Origin of the sequence: Sphingobacterium alkalisoli (assembly GCF_005049105.1) — a bacterium.
Classification (GTDB): Bacteria; Bacteroidota; Bacteroidia; order Sphingobacteriales; family Sphingobacteriaceae; genus Sphingobacterium; species Sphingobacterium alkalisoli.
The window spans coordinates 307,933-329,306 of sequence record NZ_SUKA01000003.1 but is presented as its reverse complement, the minus strand read 5'-3'; the positions used below and the strand labels follow the sequence as shown (position 1 = coordinate 329,306).

The following is a 21,374-nucleotide window of genomic DNA, read 5'->3' as shown; positions in this document are numbered from 1 at the left end:
AGTATATAGTTCTAAACTGAAATGATCGGCGTATCTTTGGCTCGGACGAGCGATAAAAATGTTTGTGATGAAATTTTAGATATGAATAAGCAAGACGATATTTTTTTTAAGGATGATTCAATAGCGTGGCAGGATCTGGGAAAAGGTGTGCAACGAAAGGTACTGGGGTATACGCCGGAAATGATGTTGGTGAAGGTCCGTTTTGAAACGGGAGCTGTTGGAGAACTGCACCATCATCCACATGTACAGACGTCCTATGTGTCTTCAGGTAAATTTAGCTACAGCATTGATGGGAAGGATCAGATTCTTTCCCAAGGTGATGGCTGTGTGGTACCTTCTAATCTCGTACATGGCTGTGTATGTCTCGAGGCGGGAGAATTAATTGATACGTTTACACCGTTTAGAGCAGATTTTATCTAGATATTTAGTGATGTAAATTCCTCGTACATCCCCAGAAATCCAGTTAAACCGCCGGTGTGCAGTAGGAGTATTTTATCATCCGGCGAAAAGGTGTTTTTATTTATTAGATCGTGGAGGGCATAGAAAAGTTTTCCGGTATACACAGGTTCGATCATCATACCTGTTTTGGAGACAAATTCTTGAATAAAATGGAATAATTCGGGGGTCGTCTTGGCGTATCCGCCAAAATGGTAATCCGTATGCAATGTTAATTGTTGTATAGGCGCGGTAAGATTTTTCATTTCTGTTTCGATAAAAGCACCTCCTTTTAAGACAGGGACTCCGTGAAGTTGTGTATGCTCCAACTTGTGATCCGAAATTCCTGTTGCCAATCCGGCTAACGTGGTGCCGGTACCAGCAGCACAGAAAATATGGTTATATGCATGCTTTAATTCAGCGATTATTTCGGAGCAACCTCGCATACCGTGAGGCCCATAACCACCTTCATCAATAAATAGCGCATTGCTGCCGCTTTCGAACCGTTGAAGAAATAAATCCGTTTTGTGTTTGTATTCGGTTCGGGTCACGAATACCAGTTCCATTCCATAGAGTTTACACATCGCGAGAACGGGATTGGAGACACTTTCACCGCGGACGAATCCTATAGTGTTAAAACCGAACATGGCTCCGGCGCAAGCAGTGGCGAGCAGGTGATTGGACCAGGCTCCTCCAAATGTAACCAGCGTATCTTGTTTGTTTTCCTTTGCCGATATTAGCGCATATTTAAGTTTACGCCATTTGTTTCCTGAAATAAAAGGATGGATCAAATCATCTCGCTTAACGAAAACCCGTACCTGCTTTTCTTTAAATAATGGAAGAAATAATTCCTCCTCGGGACTATAAAAATCAAGTGTCAATTCGATTGCTGTTATATTTAATTCATGTTCTTGCTTCAAAGTTAAGAGATTTTGACCTATTTGCCTTACTTTTGTGCAATGGCAGAGGATTTAGAATTACTAGAACAAGAAGATCAGGAATTATTTGAACATATCCGCATTGTGGCGGATAAGGGACAAGCTCCGTTGCGTTTGGATAAATTCTTGATGAACAGAGTAGAGAATACGTCTAGAAATCGTATTCAGAATGCTATCGACGCAGATACTGTTCGGGTGAATGATAAAATTGTAAAGGCCTCTTATAAGGTGAGACCATTAGATGTGATCACCATGTTACTACCTGATCCACCACGCGATACGGAAGTATATCCGGAAGATATTCCATTGAATATCACCTATGAAGATGAAGATGTACTGATTGTCAATAAAGAGGCAGGTATGGTCGTACATCCAGGCTTTAATAACTACACCGGTACGCTCGTTAACGCATTGGCTTTCTATTTAAATCAGCTGCCAAATATGGCTGGAAATACAGGGCGACCTGGACTTGTACATCGGATTGATAAAGATACCTCAGGACTGTTGGTGATTGCGAAAAACGAATGGGCCATGACCTATTTAGCTAAACAATTCTATGAGCACTCTATACAACGTCGTTATGTAGCGCTTGTATGGGGAGATGTCGCCGAAAACGGTACCGTATCAGGATATATAGGGCGCAATATGAAAGACCGCAGAGTGATGGAGATGTATAAAGAGCCAGATCAGGGTAAGTGGTCGGTGACACATTATACAGTTTTAGAACGTTTGGGCTATGTTACCTTAATTGAATGCCAGTTAGAGACAGGCCGTACGCATCAGATACGGACACATATGAAATCGATAGGTCATCCCTTATTCAGCGATGCTGCTTATGGCGGAGATCGTATTATGAAAGGGACTGTATTTAATAAATATAAACAATTTGTCGAAAATTGTTTTCAGATGATGCCACGACAGGCTTTACATGCACGGGCACTCGGCTTTGTGCATCCCACATCAAAGAAAACAGTGCACTTCGAGGTACCAATACCGGAAGATTTTCGTTTAGTGTTAGAGAAGTGGCGTAATTATGCCACGGGTCACGAAGTAAAATAGAATATTCATTTATGCCGATACATTATATTAATTACAACGGCACGTTTGTGCCGGAGGATACGTCTGTGATGACAGTTGAAAATCGCGCCTTCCGCTATGGGGATGGTCTTTTTGAAACCATGTTATGGAAAGACGGGGACATTCGATTTCTGAAATTTCACGTTGAAAGATTGCAAAAGAGCATGAAAATGCTGCACTTGGATGAATATACCAAATTTGACGAATTCTTTATTCGGAGTAGGGCAGAGGAACTTATTCGGAAGAATAATATGGTAGGGAAACGTCTTCGCATTCGTTTGATCGTATTTAGGGATGGTGGAGGGCTTTACAGTCCACAAACGAATAGACCCGTCTTTGTTTTTCAGGTGCATAAAATAGATGAGACCCTACGCGACAGGAAAGTGGGGTTAATTGTGGACCTCTATACCGAGTATAAAAAATCATATAGTGATCTATCGGGTATCAAATCCAATAATTCACTGATATATGTTTTAGCTGGATTGCACAAGAAAAAGTTCTCTTTTGACGATGTGTTGTTGTTAAATCAGGAGGGCTATTTATGCGAGGCGTTAACCTCGAACATATTCGTGTATTACGAAAAGACATTGTATACACCGGCGCTGTCTGAAGGGTGCATCGACGGTGTAATGCGTCGAGTCGTAATGGATATGGCCGAACACGAAGGGATTCCCGTCGTTGAAGCGCAGATCAGTCCTGAAATAATGAAGCGCGCGGATGAGATTTTTTGTACGAATGCCGTTCAAGGTATCCAGTGGGTCATGGGGTATAAGCAAAAGCGTTATTTTAATAAAATGGCACGTATCCTAGAAGAAAAACTAATCAGCTGGAATTACCAAGAAACAGAATAATGAGCGGTTCATCAGCTGATAGTTTTTTAGGTTTTAATTATTTCTGTTTAACGATCAAGCATACGTTGTGCTCCAGAAGGAGGTAACCATATTCGTACACAAAAACATAAGATTGTCCTTTACTGGTGTGAAGCAAATGGGTCTGGTAATCAAACTTAAACCCCTCTTTTTGAAGCTTTTCTAACGGAATTTTAACTAGCTTTTCCTTTCCTAAGAAAGCCTGTAGTATTCTCCTGTTTTTTCGTAGTATATAATTAATATTACGGATTGTATTATTTTGGTCGCCATTTAATCGGTTGTTGTATGCATTTCTACAAGCATCATCACAAAAGCGTTTGTCCGCCCGACCTTTTATTGGTTTATGACATTCTAAGCATAATTTTTTATCCATACTTGAGTTGTTTATATCTAATTGTAAACGTTTACAAACGGTTATAGTCGGTAATAAACATTTAATATACGAATAATATTTAATAAGTCTCCGACCTTTGTTTCAATCAATAGCACAGAAGCTATTCGTTGTTTAGGTTAAATTAAATAATATTTTACAATTAAATTTTTAAGATTATGAATGCTTTAATGAATCAAGTTCAATTAATTGGACGTTTAGGTGCCGATGCGGAAATCAAAACAACTAGTCAGGACACAAAGGTTTGTACGTTGCGTTTAGCAACCAATGAGCGTATAAAATTACGTAATGGCGAATGGAAAGAAACGACGCAATGGCATACCTGTGTGGTATGGGGTGAGTTGAATAGGGCGGTAGAAAAGTATGGTAAGAAGGGGGCGCAAATTTTAGTATCGGGCCCCCTACAATACCGGGAATATGTTGATAGCCAAGGGATAAAACGTTCAGTAGCAGAAATTAAGGTAAACCATTTCATGGCATTGGATTATACTTCCAGGGAAGTTGATTCTCGGACGGAAGAGGGAAATGATGCCGATCTTCCTTTCTAAAATCCAAAAAGCGGGATATTCACCACGAATATCCCGCTTTTTGCTATTAGGGTACTTATAATTCTAATCCAGCAGCCTTGGCTACTTTTTTAGGAATATCGGTATTTTCCATTTTGTGGTTAAATAGATCGGCACCTGCACCAATTGCATAAATTGGAATATAAGCCGCAGAATGATTTTTTGAAGACCAAGCAAGGGAAGATGCGTTGTTTAGTACAGCGATGCTCAGCGCAGCTATTTTGTCGTCACTGGCATATAAGCTTTTTTCACTTTCATTTTCGTGATTAACGAAACTCCGTTCGTACGCTGCAAATAGTTCCTTCTCATCTTTGGTGTCTACCTTTGCAGTAGACCATAGCCCCAAATTTTGTTGCAATAACTTTTTAACGTCATCCCAACTTGCATTGGGGCTGCTTTTGCGTAGCTCTTGAATACGCGTAGAAAGTTCTCCTTGTGAAATTTTCTGTCCTTCAAATCCCTTGGTATTTAATCTACTGCTACCATTTCCGATTCCCAGTCCACCTGTTTCGTGATCGGCAGTAACGATAATAAGCGTTTCTTCGGGGTGTTTTTTGTAAAATTCAAAGGCTAATTTAACAGATTCGTCGAAATCCAGCACTTCGTGTATGGTGGTTCCTCCATCATTTGCGTGGCAGGCCCAATCTATTTTTCCGCCTTCTACCATCAAGAAAAAGCCTTCACCTTTATCATTTGCGGTCAATGCGTCAATAGCTGCAGCTGTTATATTAGCCAATTTAAGATCATCTTGCTTCTGATCGATTGCATATTTTAATGCTGAGGGGTCTGTACCATCGATGTTGGTGAGGATAATTTTACCTTCGCTCTTTTTTGCCTGTTGGAATGCGTCGTATCCTTTTATAATACGATAGCCTGCCTTTTCAAATTGAGGGAACAAAGAGGGCGCTTCTTTATTGTCAAAAGTCTTATCCGGTTTTAAAAAACCCGCACCTGCGAAAAAGTCAAAATTGGATTTAATAAGATCCAAACCGATCTCATAATACATATTGCGGCTGGGACGGTTGGCATAGAATGCAGCTGGAGTTGCGTGGTCTATGCTTACGCTTGTGGCAATACCGACTTTCATGCCTTTAGCTTTAGCGGCATAAGCAATACTTTTATAAGATGTAGTTCCCGCACTGTCCATACCGATAACGCCATTCTTCGTTTTTCTTCCAACGGCAAGCGCTGTACCTCCGGCTCCTGAGTCGGTAACTCCATGGGAAAGAGAATATGCTGTACCGAATGTAGCGTATGGAAATTGTGTAAATACCAATGGGAAAACACCGTTTTTCCCAGCTAATTCCGCTGCGTAGATCTCAGCGAGGTTGACTTGATTCAGGCCCATACCATCACCGATCATAAAAAATATATATTTGGCTTTCTGACCAAATATGGGAAACACAAAAAGAAAGGAAATAAAAAGTAACGTTGTAATTTTTTTAAGCATAGCTATTTTTTAGATTATTAGCCAAATATATGCTATTCAAATTAAATTAATATTAACTTAATAATACCATAAAAATATAGTTTGGCTAGTCATGAAATGTCCAAACCAATTTTTTGACATCATATCCGGCCCTTTCAGCGTATGCCAAATACATATCACGTATTTCATCGGAAATTATTTTCTCACGCGATAGTATCCAGATGTAATCCAAATTTTCCCCAAAGACCAACGCATGCCGATAATTATCATCGACATGCATAATGTTATACCCCGAATAAAACGGACCGAAAAAAGAAACTTTAAGTGCACCTTCATTTGGGGTTCTCAAGAACTTTGCCTTGCCAATACTTTGTTTGTGCTTGTTCTTCGTAAAGTCAAATCCCTGATTGTTCACGCCAATAGACCCATCTTCATTAAGGTTGTATTCTGCAGTCACATTTTTAAGATTTTTTTCCCAATAAAAATCTAATCGCGCGATTTCATACCACTTACCAAGGTATTTATTTAAATCTAGATTTTGAACGACAGGAAGGTCTGATTTCACAGGCTTCCATATGCTATAGATAACTGAACCAGCAGCGATGGCTGTCAATGCTAATAATGATTTTTTCTTATTCATATGTATGTAGTTATTTGCAGATTGGGCATCATAAGATTATGATGTTTTCGATGTCATACTGATGCTTGCCAAAGTATCTAAAGTTTTTGTTGAATATAGTTTTTAGATCGCTATCCATTCGTATTTTACCTTAAATTATCTGAATGATTGCTTTGCAATTACTAGCTTCGGGATGACAAAATGAAAAGTATAATGCACAACGCCTATATTTAATTAAATGGTAATACTTTACGTAGTTAAAACACTTTATACGTTCAAATGTTTAGGCAAATGGCTAGTTTTGTAAAAAAACACATTGTACTCAAGGGACGAAACGAAAAAAGCTAAAGAACAATTCTGGACAACATTTGGTCAGTACATGGCTGCTGTCCCGTCGTCGGATCTGGAAAGGATCAACTGGGTGAACTATAAAACAGAAGTGAGAAATATATTCTTTCGTATGGATGCTACCTCTAAAGAAGCCTCCATCATGATTGAAATGTCTCATCCGGATGAAGGAATACGACAATTGATGTTTGAACAGTTTTTGGAGCTCAAATCTGTTTTTCAGACAATCTTGCAAGAAGACTGGGAATGGCATCGTGTGTATCATGATGCATATGGCAAGCAGATAAGTTGTATTTCCGTTTTGTTGGAAGAGGTGAGCATCTTTAAAAAAGATGACTGGCCTGCATTAATTTCGTTTTTTAAACCGCGTATCATCGCTTTAGACGAATTTTGGTCTACGGCAAAGTATTCATTTGACATCTTTAAATAACATTTACATGAAGCATAAAATTTCAATTGCACTAACACTTGTCGGTCTTATTTCTATTGCATCGATCCAAACTGCACAGGCTTGGGGGATGACAGGACATCGCGTCATCGCCGAAATTGCTGAGCGACATCTAACAAAGAAGGCAAAGAAGCACATTAAAGGCATAATTGGAAAGCAAAAAATAGCCTATTGGTCAAATTGGGCAGATTTTATAAAATCCGATCCGGACCCTAAACTGAATCAGACTGGATCTTGGCATTTTGTAAATACCAATGCCGATCTTACCTTCCAGCAATTTTCGTATGAGCTGCTACAGTCATCCGATAATAATTTATATAAAGCTTATTTGCGGATTAAGGAGCGGGCAAAAAGTAGTCGAGATATCAGTTTATTGGAGAAGCAACATGACTTGTACTATATTATTCATCTTTTCGCGGATGCCCATCAGCCCATGCATGTAAGTAGGGAAGCCGATCTAGGCGGCAATAAAGTCGAGGTGACATTCTTTGGACGCAAGACTAATATCCATCGGGTATGGGATTCGGATCTGGTTGAGAATGAAAAATACAGCTTCACAGAGTACGCAGATGTGTTAGATATCCATAATTCGCAGTTCTATATTAAATATAGGGATTGCACGTTTGAAGAGATGTTGTTCCAATCCCATGAACTAGCGAATAAGATTTATAAAGACGCAGCGGATAATGCGAATCTAAGCTATAAGTATATTTACGACTACAAGTATGTCATGGAAGAATGCTTACTTAAAGCAGGTATTCGTTTGGCAATGGAATTGAACGAGATTTATGGTTGATAAGGGAAGGAATTCTTGTGTAAGAAGTGAAATTAGGTGTATAGAATTACGTCGCTAAATTGTAACTTTGCGGCATGTCTGAAAAAATAATTATTCTTGATTTCGGTTCTCAATATACACAACTAATCGCGCGTCGTGTTCGTGAACTAAATGTCTATTGTGAAATTCATCCTTTTAATAATCTTCCTGAATTTGATAATAATGTGAAGGGTGTTATATTTTCTGGAAGTCCGTATTCCGTTAGACAGGAAGATGCACCTCAGATAGATTTTGAAAGTATCCAAGATCGTTTTCCTTTATTAGGTGTTTGTTATGGTGCGCAATACTTGGCCCAAAAATCTGGGGGAGAAGTATTGCCGTCAGAAATCCGTGAGTACGGTCGTGCAAATTTGCAGTTTGTGAATCAAGAGAATAATTTGCTAAAAGGCATTCCGATACAATCCCAAGTATGGATGTCGCATGGTGACACGATTAAAGATGTTCCTTCGAACTTCAATATCATAGCAAGTACAGACAAAGTACGCGTGGCGGCATACCACATAGAAGGAACCAATACATACGGTATACAGTTTCATCCTGAAGTGACACATAGCACAGATGGACAGATGTTGATCAAGAATTTTGTGGTGGATATTTGTGGTTGTTCACAGGATTGGACGGCGGAGTCTTTTGTGGAAACTACTGTTGCTGAATTAGAACAGCAATTGGGTACAGATCATGTAATAATGGCGTTATCTGGCGGAGTGGATTCTACTGTAGCCGCCGTGTTATTGCATCATGCGATTGGTAAAAGATTACATTGTTTTTTCGTAGACCATGGCTTACTTCGAAAAGGGGAGTACGAGCAGGTATTGGACTCGTATAAGAACATGGGGCTGAATATCAAGGGGGTAAATGCGAAAGAATTATTTTTCTCTCGTTTAGCAGGCGTATCTGAACCCGAGCAAAAGAGAAAGATCATAGGATCATCTTTTATAGATGTCTTTGACGAAGCTTCAAAGGAAATACAAAAGGAACTTCCTGAGGGAGCGGAGGCAAAATGGCTGGGACAGGGTACTATATATCCGGATATCATCGAATCTATTTCCGTCAAAGGTCCTTCTGCAACAATCAAATCGCATCATAACGTAGGAGGATTACCGGATTATATGAAATTGAAGGTGGTCGAGCCTCTAAAAACGTTATTTAAAGATGAAGTTCGTCGTGTTGGAAAGACGTTAGACGTAGATTCTGCTATTTTGGGTAGGCATCCTTTTCCTGGTCCGGGATTGGCAATCCGTGTATTAGGAGATATCACAGAAGAAAAGGTACGGATTTTGCAGGAAGCTGATGATATTTATATCCGTAACTTAAAGGAGTCGGGTTGGTATGATAAGGTTTGGCAGGCAGGAACGATCTTCTTGCCCGTACAATCGGTAGGTGTGATGGGAGATGAACGTACATACGAACACGTCGTTGCATTGCGTGCAGTGGGTTCATTGGACGGAATGACTGCAGATTGGATTCACTTGCCTTATGATTTACTAGCTAAGATTTCGAATGAAATAATTAATCATGTTAAAGGAATCAACAGAGTTGTATATGACATTAGTTCAAAACCGCCCGCAACCATTGAGTGGGAATAGAAAAGTGAGAAACTTCAGCATTCTATTTTTCCTGCTCTGTTTACTATTTATATCTTCATGTGGGACTAAACGTACCGTGCTACGATCTCCTGATTATCAGGGAAATGTAGGTGGTAAAGATCCTAATGCTGCAGGAGCCAAGGAAACGGAATCAGATAAGGAGGGCTCGAAAGAATCTGGGAAAGCAAGTGCGAATAAAAAGTATATAGACAGAAATATTTCACTGGTCTTACCTTTTCAATTGCACCAAATTTCAGGTGAAGCTGTATTGGATGCTGATGTAAAACGGTCTGCCTTAGCCTTGGATTTCTATCAAGGTTTTCAACTCGGATTAGATGAGTTAGCGGAAAAAGGATCGAATTTTTACGTCAATGTATTGGATTCAAAAGATGATGATTTTCAAAACGCGACATTGGCACAATCTGAGGAGGTAAAAGAGGCTTCTTTAATTGTAGGCCCTGTATATCCTAAAGAAATCAAAACATTTGGTACCAATCTGTTAAATAAAGAAGTCTTACAGATTAATCCATTAGCGGCTAGTATGCCCAGTGAGTTTAATCTTCCGAATTTAGTTTCTTTAACACCCCCAATACGTTCACATGTGAATGCCCTTGCGTCAGAAATCGCGCGACGATATATGCCTGGAGATGTAATTATTATATACAATACTTCAGATGCGGATGGAAAGCAGTTCTTAAATGGTATGCTGTCGGCAATTAAGCAATTTAAACCTGCGGCAGAAATTTATTCCGTTTCTTCTACGGCACAGATGAATGAAAAGCTTTCGACAACAGGTGCAAATTTAATCGTAACAGGTACTACCGATAAATTTCAAATAAAAACATTACTAGGAAATTTAGATCTTAAAGCTAAGGAAGGATATTATTCTTTTAAACTTTTTGGCCATCCTCTTTGGTCGCGTTATGATTTTCAAGTATATCCTAATTTTGCGAATTATACGCCGACAATTACTTCTGAAAGTCATCTAAAGAGCTGGTCAACAAAGGCTAAGACCTTCAAAGAATCTTATCTTACGCAGTTTGGAGTTAATCCGTCAGATAATTCGTACAAAGGCTATGATGCGGCTATTTATTTTGGTGGGTTAATTGATAAATATAATGGAAGGAATCTAAAAGATCATTTGACCACCGAACCATTTAATGGTTTGTTCAGTTCTTACAAGTTTAAGCATAATGATGCTTGGGGATTCTCAAATGATGCAGTTTCCATTCATGTTTATACGGGCAATTCTTTTGGTCTTCGTTAATCCTTGAATATGGAGGTTAATGAAAGACGTATTGGTCAACAGTTTCGGAATTTTGAAAAGGCATTAACTGGTTTTTCTAGTACAGAGCCATTTGCCCGATATCTGACGCGGTTCTTTAAAGAGAGTAAACAGATGGGATCATCCGATAGAAGGATGACCTCTCGTCTTTGTTATAATTTTTTTCGGATCGGTAAAGCCAAGGCTGAATTACCGATGATGGAACGCTTAGCGCTAGCAGAATACCTCTGTGAAACACATTCCAGTTTGGTTGCTCTGGTATATCCCGATCTATTCCCTACATTGGAATTACCTGTTGTGGATAAAATTCGGATTTTATTCGATAGGTTTAATTTTCAACTTTACGATGTTTTTCCTTTTTCGGATCATATGTCTGACGAAATTGATAAAGATGCCTTTGTCGCCAGTTTCTTTACCCAACCTAAATTGTTTATCCGTATCAAGCGGGGATTTGAACACGAAGTGAAGTCTGAACTGGAGAAAGTTGGTTTTGCTGTCCATGAAATAGGGCCGCAAACTCTCGCGTTATCGAACGGTACAAAACTACAGCAGCTTTTTCGACTAGAAGGCAAGTATGAAGTGCAGGATTTATCTTCTCAAAAAACAATTCACTTTATGGAGGCGTTGCCTGGTCAGAGTTGGTGGGACGCTTGTGCTGCTTCTGGAGGGAAGGCTTTGTTATTTTTAGATAGGTATCCCAAAACGAATTTACTGGTTTCGGATGTGAGGTTATCTATCTTACGGAACTTGGATGAACGTTTTCAAAAAGCTGATATCCGACAAGATTATCGTAAAAAAATAATTGATCTTAGGCAGGACACTTTTTCGATATTGGGTGATGAATTGTTTGATGGCATCATACTGGATGCTCCGTGTTCAGGTTCAGGAACGTGGGGGCGCACTCCAGAGATGATTCAACAGTTTTCTATGGATCAATTAGTGGAATTTTCGACTTTACAGCGAGCAATAGCCCAACGGGTGGTTCGACATCTGAAACCGAATGGCGCAATGACTTATATAACTTGTTCTGTTTTCAAAGAAGAAAACGAGAACGTAGTAGATTATATGGTGAAAGAATTGGGATTGAAACTAGATCGACTGGAAGTTATCAAAGGGTATCAGGATAAGGCAGACAGTATGTTTGCTGCCCGCCTTATCAAAATATAAGGTGCTTTTATGCCCCTTTCAAAATTAATCACATTTACCTGGTACTACTAATACCGGACATTCTGCTTTTCGAATAACAGATTCGGATACACTTCCGGAGATAAAATGATCGAATCCCGTACGCCCGTTAGATCCTAAGATGATGAGTTTCGCCTCCCATTCATGTGCAGCTAGGAGTATTTCTTCCCGTACTGATCCGATTCTTGTGAACACGAAAACTTCCGAAGCGGATGTAAAGTCAAGTGCTAGGTTGTTGAGATATTCCTCCGCGGATTTTTGTTGCACTTCGGATACCTCTGGCACGATGATCGGCTGTTGTCCCAATAACGGATCGGCTCCATAGCTTGCTGGAGACGTAGGGGGAATAACTGTAATCAGTGCGATAGAAGATCTAAACTCTTCTACAATCTCTTTGGCATATTCTATTGCCTTTAGCGAGCATGGCGTATCGTCCACCGCTAGTAATATTCTTTGAAATCTTTGCTTAGCCATAATTTTACGGTTTTTTTAGAACTATATTCTTTTATAAAACATTATTTATGATAGTTTTGTTTTAAATATAATATTCGATATGCGTGTAGCCAGCTGTAGTTTAAGCATCGTTCCTCTTCGAGCAGAGCCCTCTCATCGTAGTGAGATGGTTACACAGATTCTTTTTGGAGAGGAGTTTGAAATTTTGGAACATGGAATCGATTTTGATCGTATTCGATTATTTACGGTCAACTATGAAGGATGGATTCAAAGCAGTCAATATGTATATATTGAACAGGGCACGAACAAGAAAGACTACATCGTGGATCTGGAAGGTGCTATTGCTAAAAGCGCCGGCAAATCCGTTCGCCTGATACATGGTACCCAAGTGTCTATACCTGAAATGAGAATAGGAGAGGAAATGTATCGTATAGAAGGAAAGATGCGTAAACCCACCTTGGTTGATTTTGAAAAGGAATTTCCAAAATTATTTATGCATTACTTAGATAGTCCCTACATGTGGGGAGGAAGATCAAGAGGTGGCATAGATTGTTCTGGTTTCAGTCAGGTTGTTTATAAACATTTTGGTGTGTTTCTGAAGCGGGACGCTTGGCAACAGGGAGAGAATGGCACCGTAGTCGATTTTTTGCCGGAGATAAAAGCCGGGGATTTGGCATTCTTTGATAATGAAGAAGGAAGGATTACCCATGTTGGGGTAATGATAGATAATGAAACCATCATTCATGCGGCAGGAAAGGTGCGGATTGATAAAATGGATAGTCTAGGTATATTTAATGCTGATGTGAACCGATATTCCCATAAACTGCGCATTATCAAACGGTATTTTGGTGATTAGGGGTTGGTGATTACTTACCAGTCACAGATTACCAGTCACCATTAAATGATTCTCATGGATTTAGATCAAAATTTATTTTATATACTACCGAGTAGTGCGTATTTTCCAGGTTCTTCTTTACGTGAGTCGGTAATAGGAGCTGGCAAATCTCATCATGATGCAGAGCGATTAGCAGCTGAAGGTTTGTTCGCATGGCAACATCAAAAATACGATGTTGCTATGGAGGTGTATTCACATGCTATTTCTTTATATGGGGATCTTCCATTTTTCTATGCGTGCCGCTCATTGGTCAATACCGCTCTTGGAGATGATGAGGGGGCATTTTATGACTATCAAGTCGCAAAGCGTTTAGACTTTAATTATCATAATTACTTGGAATGGAGAGAAAATGAAGGGGAGATGGTGGATGGAGAAGAACTATTGGAGTTAGATAAAAAAATTGAGAAAAAAGCCGGACAGCTTCAGCTGCACATCAACCGGGCTTTGTTATTGGTGCAGCATTTTAACTACAAAAATGCTGTTCTTGATTACACGGTGGCTATTTCATTGGAACCGAGTAATGTTGACTTATATATAGCTAGAGGTGCGGTTTATCTTCGTATGTTGCGTTACGATTTGGCGCTACAGGATTTTAATAAGGCCATAGCGATAGGTGGAACTTCGGCTACTGCTTATCTATATAGAGGTAAATTGTTTGTCTGGATACGTGAATATAACGCTGCATTAGCTGATTTTGAGTGTTCCCTCTCTATCGACCCTTTGCATGTAGCTGTATATGAAGAACGGGCTCAGTTTTATGAATCTCAAGATAATTTGGAAGCTGCGCTCGCGGATTACACGAAATTAATAGATCTAGTTCCCGACGATTTTTACATTTATACAATGCGTGCGGATATATTGGAACGCAATCACAATCTAAATGCGGCTTTGGAAGATTACGACAAAGCTATTGCGATTAATCCACACTATTCGGATTTATATCAGTATAGAGGAGTTTTGAAAGAACGGATAGGGGATAATGAAGGAGCGAGATTGGATTTTGAAAAGTTTGAAGAATTGGAAGGAGAGTAGTATGGTACTCTTTTTGCAATAGATAGGACAAATGTATATGAACATGAGGAAGATGAGATATTTAAAGAGAGCATTGTTGCTATTTGAAATTTTTAAATCACATAAGTTAACAACTAATGATCTGGATAAAGCAGAGAACAAAGCGTTCCATCTCAATGACAGGATGAGCGATTTTAAGGTGCTTATAGCGATGGTGAGGGATGTGTGGAAAGGTCGGTATAAGATGAGCAAATGGAATATGTCTATTATTGTTGGCACTATCGTATACGTTTTGTCGCCTCTTGACGCGCTTCCAGATTTTGTTCCTATCGCGGGTTGGTTGGACGATGTGACTATTGTGGGGTATGCCCTTACTAAGCTTTCAGTAGAAATACGTAAATACAAAGAATTTAGTCAAAAGAATGTAGAAACTGCGGTAGTAAAACCTTCGTAGCGGGTGTGTATCTAATATCTATTTACGTAATCGCTAAGCATTAAAATTCCATTTTGAAAAAACTTTTTGGATTGTCAATTTTTGTGCTTTGCCGCTTTCCGTCTACGGTTACATGAAAGATATGGGATTGGCTTTTGAAATTGTTATAAAGCATCCGATTAGATACCTCTAATTTTTTCACGGGTTGGGATTGCGGAATTTCGAAGTAGCACCAAACTACATCGTCTTCAATTTCGTAACCCACGTAAGTTAAAACTTGTATTTGACCATTAGTAGAAACCTTAAAATATTTCTTAGCATAAGCTGCTATTGCAGTATCTATAACATCCTTGCGATGTGGCTTGCGTATATCAAACTGGGTCTTCCCGTCCTGATTTAAAGCGGCTTCCAAATCATCAAAGAATATCCGGGACGAAATCTCTATGTTTTTTTTTGCAGACGAATACACGATATCCGTGATGGAAACATAAAAAGGATGAGCATAAGTAAACAGGCAAATTACTGTTAAGATTAGTGCTAAATATATCTTTATTGGATTCTTTACTGTCTTCATTGTCTGTTCTTCAAAAATACAATTATTTCATTCGATTACATATGAATAATGTTGTTACAATTTCTTCTGCCAACCTAACATAAAAAATTGTAATATTGTGTTTATGAAGTTTAAAACCTAAAATTAATGCAGGATTTTTGGATATATTTTCAGTTGGGCTGGCAACATATTCTTGACTTAAATGGATACGATCATATCTTGTTTGTACTGGTACTATGTTGTAGCTATGCTTTAAAGGATTGGAAGCGTATTTTGTGGCTAGTGACGGCATTTACTGTAGGCCACTCTTTGACATTGGCTTTGGCGGTATTCAGCATTGTAAAGGTAAATGTGGGCTGGATCGAATTTCTGATTCCGGTTACAATCCTATTTACAGCACTAACAAATCTTTTTCGATCAAACAAAGGAAGAAATCCTGTTTTTTTGTACACTATGACGCTGATTTTTGGTTTGATCCATGGTCTAGGTTTTTCTAATTACCTGCGATCACTATTAGGCAAGGAAGCGAATATTGTGTGGCCTTTATTATCGTTTAATATTGGATTGGAATTTGGGCAATTGATCATCGTTTTTTTGGTAATATTATTAAGTGCAGTGGTAGTCAGTTTATTTAAAGTAAAGAAGAGAGATTGGAGTTTTTTTCTTTCTTCGGCTGTCGTCGGTATATCATTTATGATGGCATTAGATCGTTTTCCGTTATGAGTTATTCATTTTTTAGGTATATTATTACCTTTTGTTTGGTGGGATCGGCAGGTTTCATCAATGCGCAAACACCTCTTAATTCGGGGTCCAATCATGGAAATAAATTCGAACAATTGGGTACCCTGATTACAGACCCCAATATTTTCCGTACGGCGTCGGGTGCTCCCGGATCTATGTATTGGCAACAGAAAGCTGATTATTTAATTGATGTGGAGATAGATGATGAAAATCAGCTGCTGAAGGGATCGGAAACAGTAACTTATTTTAATAATTCACCGGATCCGTTATCGTACCTGTGGTTGCAATTGGATGATAATGAGCATGCAGACAACGCTGAGAATATGCGATTTGACGAGAGTTCGCTTCGTACTAAAATGTCGGTTGAAGAATTGAATAAATTTGTGCCAGCAGAAAAGGGGTACGGTGTAAATATAAAAAAGGTTGTTGATGCTTCTGGTAAAGCGCTTCTTTACACAATAAATTATACGATGATGCGCATCGATCTAGCTACGCCACTGAAGCCAGGAGCTAAATTTGTTTTCAAAATCGATTGGGATCTTAAAATAAATAATAGAATAAAAGAAGGTGGAAGAGCAGGATATGAGTATTTTGCAAAAGATGCCAATTACCTGTATACGATAGCCCAGTGGTATCCCCGGATGGCAGTTTATTCAGATTTTCAAGGCTGGCAAAATAAACAATTTACAGGAAGAGGGGAGTTTGCGTTGGTATTTGGCGATTATAAAGTAAATATAACGGTGCCTGCTGATCATGTTGTCGGCTCTACGGGTGAATGTCAGAATTATGGAGAAGTATTGTCTCCGCAACAACTTGCTCGATGGAAGCAATCACAAGTCGCGGATGAGCCCTTAGAAATCGTAACATTAGAAGAAGCAAAAGTAGCGATGACAAAAAAGTCTAAGACCAAGAAGACTTGGACTTATGAAGCCAAGAATGTACGTGATTTTGCATTTGTTTCTTCCCGAAGACTAGTATGGGATGCGATGAAGGTAAAGGAGGGCGTGGAAAATAATCAGCCAATGGCTATGTCGTATTATGGACCAGAGGCCTATCCACTGTATAGACGTTATTCAACAAAAGTCGTTGCACATACCCTAAAAGTCTACTCTAAATATACGATACCTTATCCTTATCCGGTGGCCATTTCAGTGGAGGCGGCCAATGGGATGGAATATCCTATGATCTGCTTTAACTACGGTCGCGCAGATGAATATGGTACTTATTCGGAGGCGACAAAATACGGTATGATTGGTGTTATTATTCATGAAGTTGGGCATAATTTCTTTCCGATGATTGTGAATTCGGATGAGCGTCAATGGACGTGGATGGATGAAGGATTGAATACCTTTGTACAGTATTTGGCAGAACAGGAATGGGAAAAAGATTATCCTTCGAGACGGGGCCCTGCACACAAGATTGCGGACTATATGAAACTTCCAAAGGACCAATTAGAGCCTATTATGACCAATTCGGAAAATATAGTACAATTTGGTCCCAATGCTTATGCTAAACCAGCTACTGCATTAAATATTCTTAGAGAGACGGTAATGGGCAGGGATTTATTTGATTTTGCGTTCAAGGAATATGCGAAGCGGTGGGCATTCAAGCATCCGACGCCAGCTGATTTTTTCCGCACAATGGAAGATGCGTCTGCGGTAGATCTGGACTGGTTTTGGAGAGGCTGGTTTTTTGGAACAGATGCAGTAGACATCTCTTTAGACAATGTGGTATCCTATCGGATGAATTTTCATCCGGAAAGTTTGCAGCAGCAAAATAAGTTAGAATATGAGGAAGATCTGAATAATATCTCTCGCCAACGCAATCTAGCGCAACATATGGAGTACCTGGTTGATAAAGATACATCTTTATTAGATTTTTACAATAAGTGGGATCGATTTGAGGTAACACCGAAACAAAAGCGCGAATTCGACGATTTTTATTCGAAGTTGAGTAGTCAAGAAAAGGAAATCGTAGACGGAAAGATTACCTTCTACGAATTGAGTTTTAGTAATAAGGGTGGGCTTGTGATGCCAATCCTGATAGAATGGAATTATGAGGACGGTACAAAAGAGATCGATAATGTACCGGCTTACATCTGGCGCAAGAATGAGAATCAGGTGCAAAAAGTATTTGCCAAGCGAAAAGATGTAAAATTCATCCGTATTGATCCCTATCGGGAAACGGCAGATATAGACGAAAACAACAACGCTTGGCCGAGGCAATACCAATCTTCTAATTTTGAATTGTTTAGACAACAACAAAGCACAAGAGGAGAGTCTGTTGGAGCTAATCCAATGCGCGAGGCACAAACACGGTAAGGATAGGTTTTCTTAAATATCGTCTAACTTAAATATATCTTTGACTCGGATGCCTTTTTCCGTGTGTTGTAAGTTACAGCACTCATTGACGGCGTCGTGTTCGAAAAACAGGATATATTCCCGATCCACAATCTCCTTCCAATAAGATTGGCGTTCCTGCATTGTTGTGAGCGGACGTATGTCATAGCTCATTACATATGGAAGCGGAATATGTCCGACCGATGGCAACAGATCGGCCATATAAAGGATTGTTTTTCCCTTATATTCAATTTGTGGCAGCATCATTGATTCTGTGTGACCATTCGCATAGCGAATTGTGATATTGTTGTCGTAGCGCTCGTCTTCTTTCAGAAATTTTAGTTGACCGCTTTCCTGTATCGGGAGAATATTTTCTTTCAAAAATGAGGCTTTCTCCCTCGGATTGGGATTTAAGGCCCATTCCCAATGTTTTTCATTACTCCAATAATAGGCGTTTTTGAATGCAGGGATTAACCGATCGCCTTCGCGTTGTATAGCGCCCCCACAATGATCAAAATGAAGATGTGTCAACAGGATATCGGTAATATCATCGCGGTGAAAACCGTATTTTGCTAAGGAGGAGTCTATTGTGGCATCGCCGTGTAAATAATAATGGCGGAAAAACTTATCGTCCTGCTTGTCGCCGATTGCGGTATCCACCAAGGTTAAACGTTTTCCATCTTCGATCAGTAATAAGCGATTCGCCCAAGTGCAAAGGTTGTTATCGTCTGCAGGGTTAGACTTATGCCAAATCGATTTCGGAACGACACCAAACATCGCACCACCATCTAATTTAAAAAAACCGGTTTCTATGCTATACAATTTCATTTTTTAACATAATTTTAATCCATTTGCGAAACTCACGCAGCGCGACATTCTGATTTTTATGATCCCAGGCCATAATAATCTGTGTTGTCGTGCCTAGATAAGCCAAATCTACAAATTTAATTGCAAGATGTCTATATTCGTGTTGTACGCTTTTGGGTACAATAGCAATCCCCGTGCGGTAGTGAACCAAGTCTAAAATCGATTGTGTCGTATTACATTCGTGTGCAATCTCTGGTGTAAAGCCCAGGCGACTGCAGGTCTCTAAGAAACTAAGGTGATAATTAGGTGCATAGTCGTTATTGTACGAAATAAACATCTCGTTTGCCAAGTATTCGAGATCTTCGATATAGGGGTAATCTTTAGGTAAAGCAAGTACGAAAGAGTCATCAAATAATTTTTCGATCTTCAGGTGTTCGCTAAATATCGGTGCTCGGACAATTCCTAAGTCTAATTTTCCGGTTTCCAAGGCTGATCGCTGTGCATGCGATGGCATCTCATAGAGCTGTACCTGTAGGTAGGGAAATTCACTTTTAACTTTTTGAAGTACTTCTGCCAAAGCAGATTTTGGTGTAGAGCTGATGTAGCCTAAACGAAAATTTCCAGTTTCGGCGAGATGCACCTGCATCACCTGCTGTTTCGCTCTTTCAAGTTGTTGCAAGAGCTGGTCGCATTCTCTTAGAAAATAGTTTCCTGCATCAGTTAATGCAACTCTTTTATTGTTTCTTGTTAATAGGAGTACACCTAATTCTTCTTCCAGTTCTTTAATTTGTCGGGTCAAAGGGGGCTGCGATATAAATAGCTTTTTTGCAGCTTTTCCAAAATGTAATTCATCAGCAACCGCCTTGAAATATCGGATATGACGTATCTCCATACTTAATAGGTATCAATTATTGACAAATATAGTATTTTTGATGTATCGATCAATTGGATACTTTTGAATAAACAATGGATATATGAAGCATAAATCTACATTAAAGGAAATAGAAGAGCGGTTTGATAAGGATGTCGCTCGTTTTTCGAATATGGAAACCGGGCAAGCGACCACATTGGATGCCACCTATAATATGGAATTGATCGCAGCGGGTATTTCAAACGTATACCCTCAACTGGAAAAGGTGTTGGATATCGGTTGCGGAGCAGGAAACTACGATATAAAATTGCTACAATACTACGCTGCTTTGGATTTTACGCTCGTTGATTTGAGTCTGCCGATGCTGGAAAAGGCGAAGGAACGCGTGGATGAAATCAATATAGGGGGAAAGGTCAGTGTTTTAAAAGGTGATTTTAGAACCGTTGAATTGCCGGAATGTCACTATGATGTTATTATGGCAACGGCAGTGTTGCATCATTTACGAGATGATGCAGACTGGGAGAATACGTTTAAGAAATTGTACACATGGCTTAAACCGGGGGGAAGTATATGGATATTTGATCTGGTTCACCAAGCAAATGCTGACTTGCAGGCGCTGATCTACAACGAAAAATATGGACAATATCTTACTGGTCTAAAAGATGAAGAGTATAGAGATCATGTGTTTGCTTATATTGAAAAAGAAGATACACCGCGATCATTGATCTATCAATTGGATTTATTAAAGAAGGTAGGGTTTGCAAATGTTGATATCCTACATAAGAACCTTTGCTTTGCAAGTTTTGTTGCTTTCAAATAAGATCGTCATTTGATAAATTGTTTATTCTAATTTTTTATAAAGTATATCATATTAAAAAGAGGATTTTGGAATACTCCAAAATCCGCTACATAATTTATATAATAAAGGGAAATTTATTAAAAACTATAGACTAATGCTAAAGAGAATTGAGCCGCATTCTTTTTAGGTGTTACTAAGTCGTGTTTTAGAAATATATCGCTCTTGCTGTTGTCGAATCTTATTTCTGGAATAAAAGCAAACCCATTATGCTTGAAATTGCCCGATAAAGTGAAAGAAGTGTAATCTTCTCCTTTGGCATCCTCTACATCCTTTACTTTGAAATATTCCGGTGGACGCTGCCAACGGGATGGAATATCCAATGATCTGTTTCAACTATGTGCGTGCGGACGAATATGGAACCTATTCAGAAACTACTTGAGTAGCTATTAAGTCCAATTATG

24 protein-coding genes are annotated in these 21,374 nt (G+C 39.2%); 15 read left to right on the top strand and 9 right to left on the bottom strand.

The genetic code is table 11. From position 1 onward, the window contains the following. Nucleotides 1–81: 81 nt before the first annotated feature. Nucleotides 82–420 (top strand): cupin domain-containing protein, encoded by a 339-nt coding sequence (locus FAZ19_RS11090; protein WP_136820793.1) that lies wholly within the window; start codon nucleotides 82–84, stop codon nucleotides 418–420. Here FAZ19_RS11090 and FAZ19_RS11085 read toward each other — a convergent pair. Next, nucleotides 417–1,355, bottom strand: a complete 939-nt coding sequence (locus FAZ19_RS11085) for a 1-aminocyclopropane-1-carboxylate deaminase/D-cysteine desulfhydrase (RefSeq protein WP_229707501.1) — start codon at nucleotides 1,353–1,355, stop codon at nucleotides 417–419. The genes FAZ19_RS11090 and FAZ19_RS11085 overlap by 4 nt on opposite strands. A 39-nt stretch (nucleotides 1,356–1,394) precedes the next feature. Between FAZ19_RS11085 and FAZ19_RS11080 the strand changes: the two genes are divergently transcribed. Both FAZ19_RS11080 and FAZ19_RS11075 read left to right on the top strand, forming a co-directional pair. Next, nucleotides 1,395–2,432, top strand: a complete 1,038-nt coding sequence (locus FAZ19_RS11080; protein WP_136820792.1) for an RluA family pseudouridine synthase — start codon at nucleotides 1,395–1,397, stop codon at nucleotides 2,430–2,432. A gap of 11 nt (nucleotides 2,433–2,443) precedes the next feature. Next, nucleotides 2,444–3,301 (top strand): aminotransferase class IV, encoded by an 858-nt coding sequence (locus tag FAZ19_RS11075; RefSeq protein WP_136820791.1) that lies wholly within the window; start codon nucleotides 2,444–2,446, stop codon nucleotides 3,299–3,301. A gap of 37 nt (nucleotides 3,302–3,338) precedes the next feature. On the opposite strand, the gene FAZ19_RS11070 is transcribed toward FAZ19_RS11075, so the two are convergent. Continuing rightward, complete coding sequence (locus FAZ19_RS11070) at nucleotides 3,339–3,692, bottom strand: hypothetical protein (protein ID WP_136820790.1); 354 nt, start codon at nucleotides 3,690–3,692, stop codon at nucleotides 3,339–3,341. A gap of 176 nt (nucleotides 3,693–3,868) precedes the next feature. Here FAZ19_RS11070 and FAZ19_RS11065 point away from each other — a divergent pair, with 176 nt between their 5' ends. After that, nucleotides 3,869–4,258, top strand: coding sequence for a single-stranded DNA-binding protein (locus FAZ19_RS11065; protein ID WP_136820789.1), 390 nt, complete (start codon nucleotides 3,869–3,871; stop codon nucleotides 4,256–4,258). 55 nt (nucleotides 4,259–4,313) lie between these two features. On the opposite strand, the gene FAZ19_RS11060 is transcribed toward FAZ19_RS11065, so the two are convergent. Together FAZ19_RS11060 and FAZ19_RS11055 are read right to left on the bottom strand one after the other, a co-directional pair. Then, entirely contained in the window at nucleotides 4,314–5,726 is a 1,413-nt protein-coding gene (locus FAZ19_RS11060) for an alkaline phosphatase (RefSeq protein WP_136820788.1), read from the bottom strand. 85 nt (nucleotides 5,727–5,811) lie between these two features. Beyond that, nucleotides 5,812–6,345 (bottom strand): lipocalin family protein, encoded by a 534-nt coding sequence (locus FAZ19_RS11055; RefSeq protein ID WP_136820787.1) that lies wholly within the window; start codon nucleotides 6,343–6,345, stop codon nucleotides 5,812–5,814. A 295-nt stretch (nucleotides 6,346–6,640) separates the two neighbouring features. On the opposite strand from FAZ19_RS11055, the gene FAZ19_RS11050 reads away from it, so the two are divergent. The 5 genes from FAZ19_RS11050 to FAZ19_RS11030 all read left to right on the top strand — a co-directional run bounded on the left by FAZ19_RS11050 (nucleotide 6,641) and on the right by FAZ19_RS11030 (nucleotide 11,993). Continuing rightward, nucleotides 6,641–7,102 carry a DUF4268 domain-containing protein gene (locus tag FAZ19_RS11050; protein WP_188876117.1) on the top strand — a complete coding sequence of 154 codons (462 nt, stop codon included), beginning with the start codon at nucleotides 6,641–6,643 and terminating at the stop codon, nucleotides 7,100–7,102. Between the two features lie 7 nt (nucleotides 7,103–7,109). Next, the gene (locus tag FAZ19_RS11045) at nucleotides 7,110–7,916 is read left to right on the top strand and encodes a S1/P1 nuclease (protein ID WP_136820786.1); all 807 of its coding nucleotides are present in this window, start codon (nucleotides 7,110–7,112) and stop codon (nucleotides 7,914–7,916) included. A 74-nt stretch (nucleotides 7,917–7,990) separates the two neighbouring features. Further along, nucleotides 7,991–9,541 (top strand): glutamine-hydrolyzing GMP synthase, encoded by a 1,551-nt coding sequence (guaA, locus tag FAZ19_RS11040; protein WP_136820785.1) that lies wholly within the window; start codon nucleotides 7,991–7,993, stop codon nucleotides 9,539–9,541. After that, entirely contained in the window at nucleotides 9,498–10,808 is a 1,311-nt protein-coding gene (locus tag FAZ19_RS11035; protein ID WP_229707503.1) for a type 1 periplasmic-binding domain-containing protein, read from the top strand. Before guaA ends, FAZ19_RS11035 begins: the two co-directional genes overlap by 44 nt. Before the next feature lie 9 nt (nucleotides 10,809–10,817). Beyond that, nucleotides 10,818–11,993 (top strand): RsmB/NOP family class I SAM-dependent RNA methyltransferase, encoded by a 1,176-nt coding sequence (locus FAZ19_RS11030; RefSeq protein ID WP_136820784.1) that lies wholly within the window; start codon nucleotides 10,818–10,820, stop codon nucleotides 11,991–11,993. 24 nt (nucleotides 11,994–12,017) lie between these two features. Here the strand turns inward: FAZ19_RS11030 and FAZ19_RS11025 are convergent, their stop codons facing one another. After that, a complete protein-coding gene (locus FAZ19_RS11025; RefSeq protein ID WP_136820783.1) occupies nucleotides 12,018–12,485 on the bottom strand; it encodes a universal stress protein in 468 nt (155 codons plus the stop codon). Between the two features lie 79 nt (nucleotides 12,486–12,564). Between FAZ19_RS11025 and FAZ19_RS11020 the strand changes: the two genes are divergently transcribed. From FAZ19_RS11020 to FAZ19_RS11010, 3 genes are read left to right on the top strand one after another with little or no spacing between them, the layout of a single operon-like run. Continuing rightward, nucleotides 12,565–13,320 carry a C40 family peptidase gene (locus tag FAZ19_RS11020; RefSeq protein WP_136820782.1) on the top strand — a complete coding sequence of 252 codons (756 nt, stop codon included), beginning with the start codon at nucleotides 12,565–12,567 and terminating at the stop codon, nucleotides 13,318–13,320. 54 nt (nucleotides 13,321–13,374) lie between these two features. Continuing rightward, complete coding sequence (locus FAZ19_RS11015) at nucleotides 13,375–14,391, top strand: tetratricopeptide repeat protein (protein WP_169305635.1); 1,017 nt, start codon at nucleotides 13,375–13,377, stop codon at nucleotides 14,389–14,391. Between the two features lie 52 nt (nucleotides 14,392–14,443). Then, the gene (locus FAZ19_RS11010; RefSeq protein WP_169305634.1) at nucleotides 14,444–14,824 is read left to right on the top strand and encodes a YkvA family protein; all 381 of its coding nucleotides are present in this window, start codon (nucleotides 14,444–14,446) and stop codon (nucleotides 14,822–14,824) included. Between the two features lie 40 nt (nucleotides 14,825–14,864). On the opposite strand, the gene FAZ19_RS11005 is transcribed toward FAZ19_RS11010, so the two are convergent. Continuing rightward, nucleotides 14,865–15,377, bottom strand: a complete 513-nt coding sequence (locus tag FAZ19_RS11005; RefSeq protein ID WP_136820779.1) for a DUF6702 family protein — start codon at nucleotides 15,375–15,377, stop codon at nucleotides 14,865–14,867. Between the two features lie 126 nt (nucleotides 15,378–15,503). Between FAZ19_RS11005 and FAZ19_RS11000 the strand changes: the two genes are divergently transcribed. Both FAZ19_RS11000 and FAZ19_RS10995 read left to right on the top strand, forming a co-directional pair. After that, nucleotides 15,504–16,079 (top strand): HupE/UreJ family protein, encoded by a 576-nt coding sequence (locus tag FAZ19_RS11000; RefSeq protein ID WP_136820778.1) that lies wholly within the window; start codon nucleotides 15,504–15,506, stop codon nucleotides 16,077–16,079. Beyond that, nucleotides 16,076–18,418, top strand: coding sequence for a M1 family metallopeptidase (locus tag FAZ19_RS10995; protein ID WP_136820777.1), 2,343 nt, complete (start codon nucleotides 16,076–16,078; stop codon nucleotides 18,416–18,418). Before FAZ19_RS11000 ends, FAZ19_RS10995 begins: the two co-directional genes overlap by 4 nt. A 12-nt stretch (nucleotides 18,419–18,430) precedes the next feature. Here the strand turns inward: FAZ19_RS10995 and FAZ19_RS10990 are convergent, their stop codons facing one another. Further along, the gene (locus tag FAZ19_RS10990) at nucleotides 18,431–19,264 is read right to left on the bottom strand and encodes an MBL fold metallo-hydrolase (RefSeq protein ID WP_136820776.1); all 834 of its coding nucleotides are present in this window, start codon (nucleotides 19,262–19,264) and stop codon (nucleotides 18,431–18,433) included. Further along, a complete protein-coding gene (locus FAZ19_RS10985) occupies nucleotides 19,251–20,135 on the bottom strand; it encodes a LysR family transcriptional regulator (RefSeq protein WP_136820775.1) in 885 nt (294 codons plus the stop codon). The genes FAZ19_RS10990 and FAZ19_RS10985 overlap by 14 nt, the downstream gene beginning before the upstream one ends. 82 nt (nucleotides 20,136–20,217) lie before the next feature. Here FAZ19_RS10985 and FAZ19_RS10980 point away from each other — a divergent pair, with 82 nt between their 5' ends. After that, nucleotides 20,218–20,934, top strand: a complete 717-nt coding sequence (locus FAZ19_RS10980; RefSeq protein WP_136820774.1) for a class I SAM-dependent methyltransferase — start codon at nucleotides 20,218–20,220, stop codon at nucleotides 20,932–20,934. A gap of 116 nt (nucleotides 20,935–21,050) precedes the next feature. On the opposite strand, the gene FAZ19_RS10975 is transcribed toward FAZ19_RS10980, so the two are convergent. Beyond that, a complete protein-coding gene (locus FAZ19_RS10975; protein ID WP_136820773.1) occupies nucleotides 21,051–21,293 on the bottom strand; it encodes an outer membrane beta-barrel protein in 243 nt (80 codons plus the stop codon). Nucleotides 21,294–21,374 lie beyond the last annotated feature (81 nt).

Bases quoted from the DNA above. Each gene is read 5' to 3' on its own strand.
- FAZ19_RS11080 (WP_136820792.1), top strand. From the start codon at position 1,395: ATGGCAGAGGATTTAGAATTACTAGAACAAGAAGATCAGGAATTATTT.
- FAZ19_RS11005 (WP_136820779.1), bottom strand. From the start codon at position 15,377: ATGAAGACAGTAAAGAATCCAATAAAGATATATTTAGCACTAATCTTA.
- FAZ19_RS11020 (WP_136820782.1), top strand. From the start codon at position 12,565: ATGCGTGTAGCCAGCTGTAGTTTAAGCATCGTTCCTCTTCGAGCAGAG.
- FAZ19_RS11065 (WP_136820789.1), top strand. From the start codon at position 3,869: ATGAATGCTTTAATGAATCAAGTTCAATTAATTGGACGTTTAGGTGCC.
- FAZ19_RS11025 (WP_136820783.1), bottom strand. From the start codon at position 12,485: ATGGCTAAGCAAAGATTTCAAAGAATATTACTAGCGGTGGACGATACG.
- FAZ19_RS11000 (WP_136820778.1), top strand. From the start codon at position 15,504: ATGCAGGATTTTTGGATATATTTTCAGTTGGGCTGGCAACATATTCTT.
- FAZ19_RS11045 (WP_136820786.1), top strand. From the start codon at position 7,110: ATGAAGCATAAAATTTCAATTGCACTAACACTTGTCGGTCTTATTTCT.
- FAZ19_RS11070 (WP_136820790.1), bottom strand. From the start codon at position 3,692: ATGGATAAAAAATTATGCTTAGAATGTCATAAACCAATAAAAGGTCGG.
- FAZ19_RS11055 (WP_136820787.1), bottom strand. From the start codon at position 6,345: ATGAATAAGAAAAAATCATTATTAGCATTGACAGCCATCGCTGCTGGT.
- guaA (WP_136820785.1), top strand. From the start codon at position 7,991: ATGTCTGAAAAAATAATTATTCTTGATTTCGGTTCTCAATATACACAA.
- FAZ19_RS11015 (WP_169305635.1), top strand. From the start codon at position 13,375: ATGGATTTAGATCAAAATTTATTTTATATACTACCGAGTAGTGCGTAT.
- FAZ19_RS11010 (WP_169305634.1), top strand. From the start codon at position 14,444: ATGAGATATTTAAAGAGAGCATTGTTGCTATTTGAAATTTTTAAATCA.
- FAZ19_RS10985 (WP_136820775.1), bottom strand. From the start codon at position 20,135: ATGGAGATACGTCATATCCGATATTTCAAGGCGGTTGCTGATGAATTA.
- FAZ19_RS11030 (WP_136820784.1), top strand. From the start codon at position 10,818: ATGGAGGTTAATGAAAGACGTATTGGTCAACAGTTTCGGAATTTTGAA.
- FAZ19_RS11060 (WP_136820788.1), bottom strand. From the start codon at position 5,726: ATGCTTAAAAAAATTACAACGTTACTTTTTATTTCCTTTCTTTTTGTG.
- FAZ19_RS11035 (WP_229707503.1), top strand. From the start codon at position 9,498: ATGACATTAGTTCAAAACCGCCCGCAACCATTGAGTGGGAATAGAAAA.
- FAZ19_RS11075 (WP_136820791.1), top strand. From the start codon at position 2,444: ATGCCGATACATTATATTAATTACAACGGCACGTTTGTGCCGGAGGAT.
- FAZ19_RS10995 (WP_136820777.1), top strand. From the start codon at position 16,076: ATGAGTTATTCATTTTTTAGGTATATTATTACCTTTTGTTTGGTGGGA.
- FAZ19_RS10980 (WP_136820774.1), top strand. From the start codon at position 20,218: ATGAAGCATAAATCTACATTAAAGGAAATAGAAGAGCGGTTTGATAAG.
- FAZ19_RS10990 (WP_136820776.1), bottom strand. From the start codon at position 19,264: ATGAAATTGTATAGCATAGAAACCGGTTTTTTTAAATTAGATGGTGGT.
- FAZ19_RS11090 (WP_136820793.1), top strand. From the start codon at position 82: ATGAATAAGCAAGACGATATTTTTTTTAAGGATGATTCAATAGCGTGG.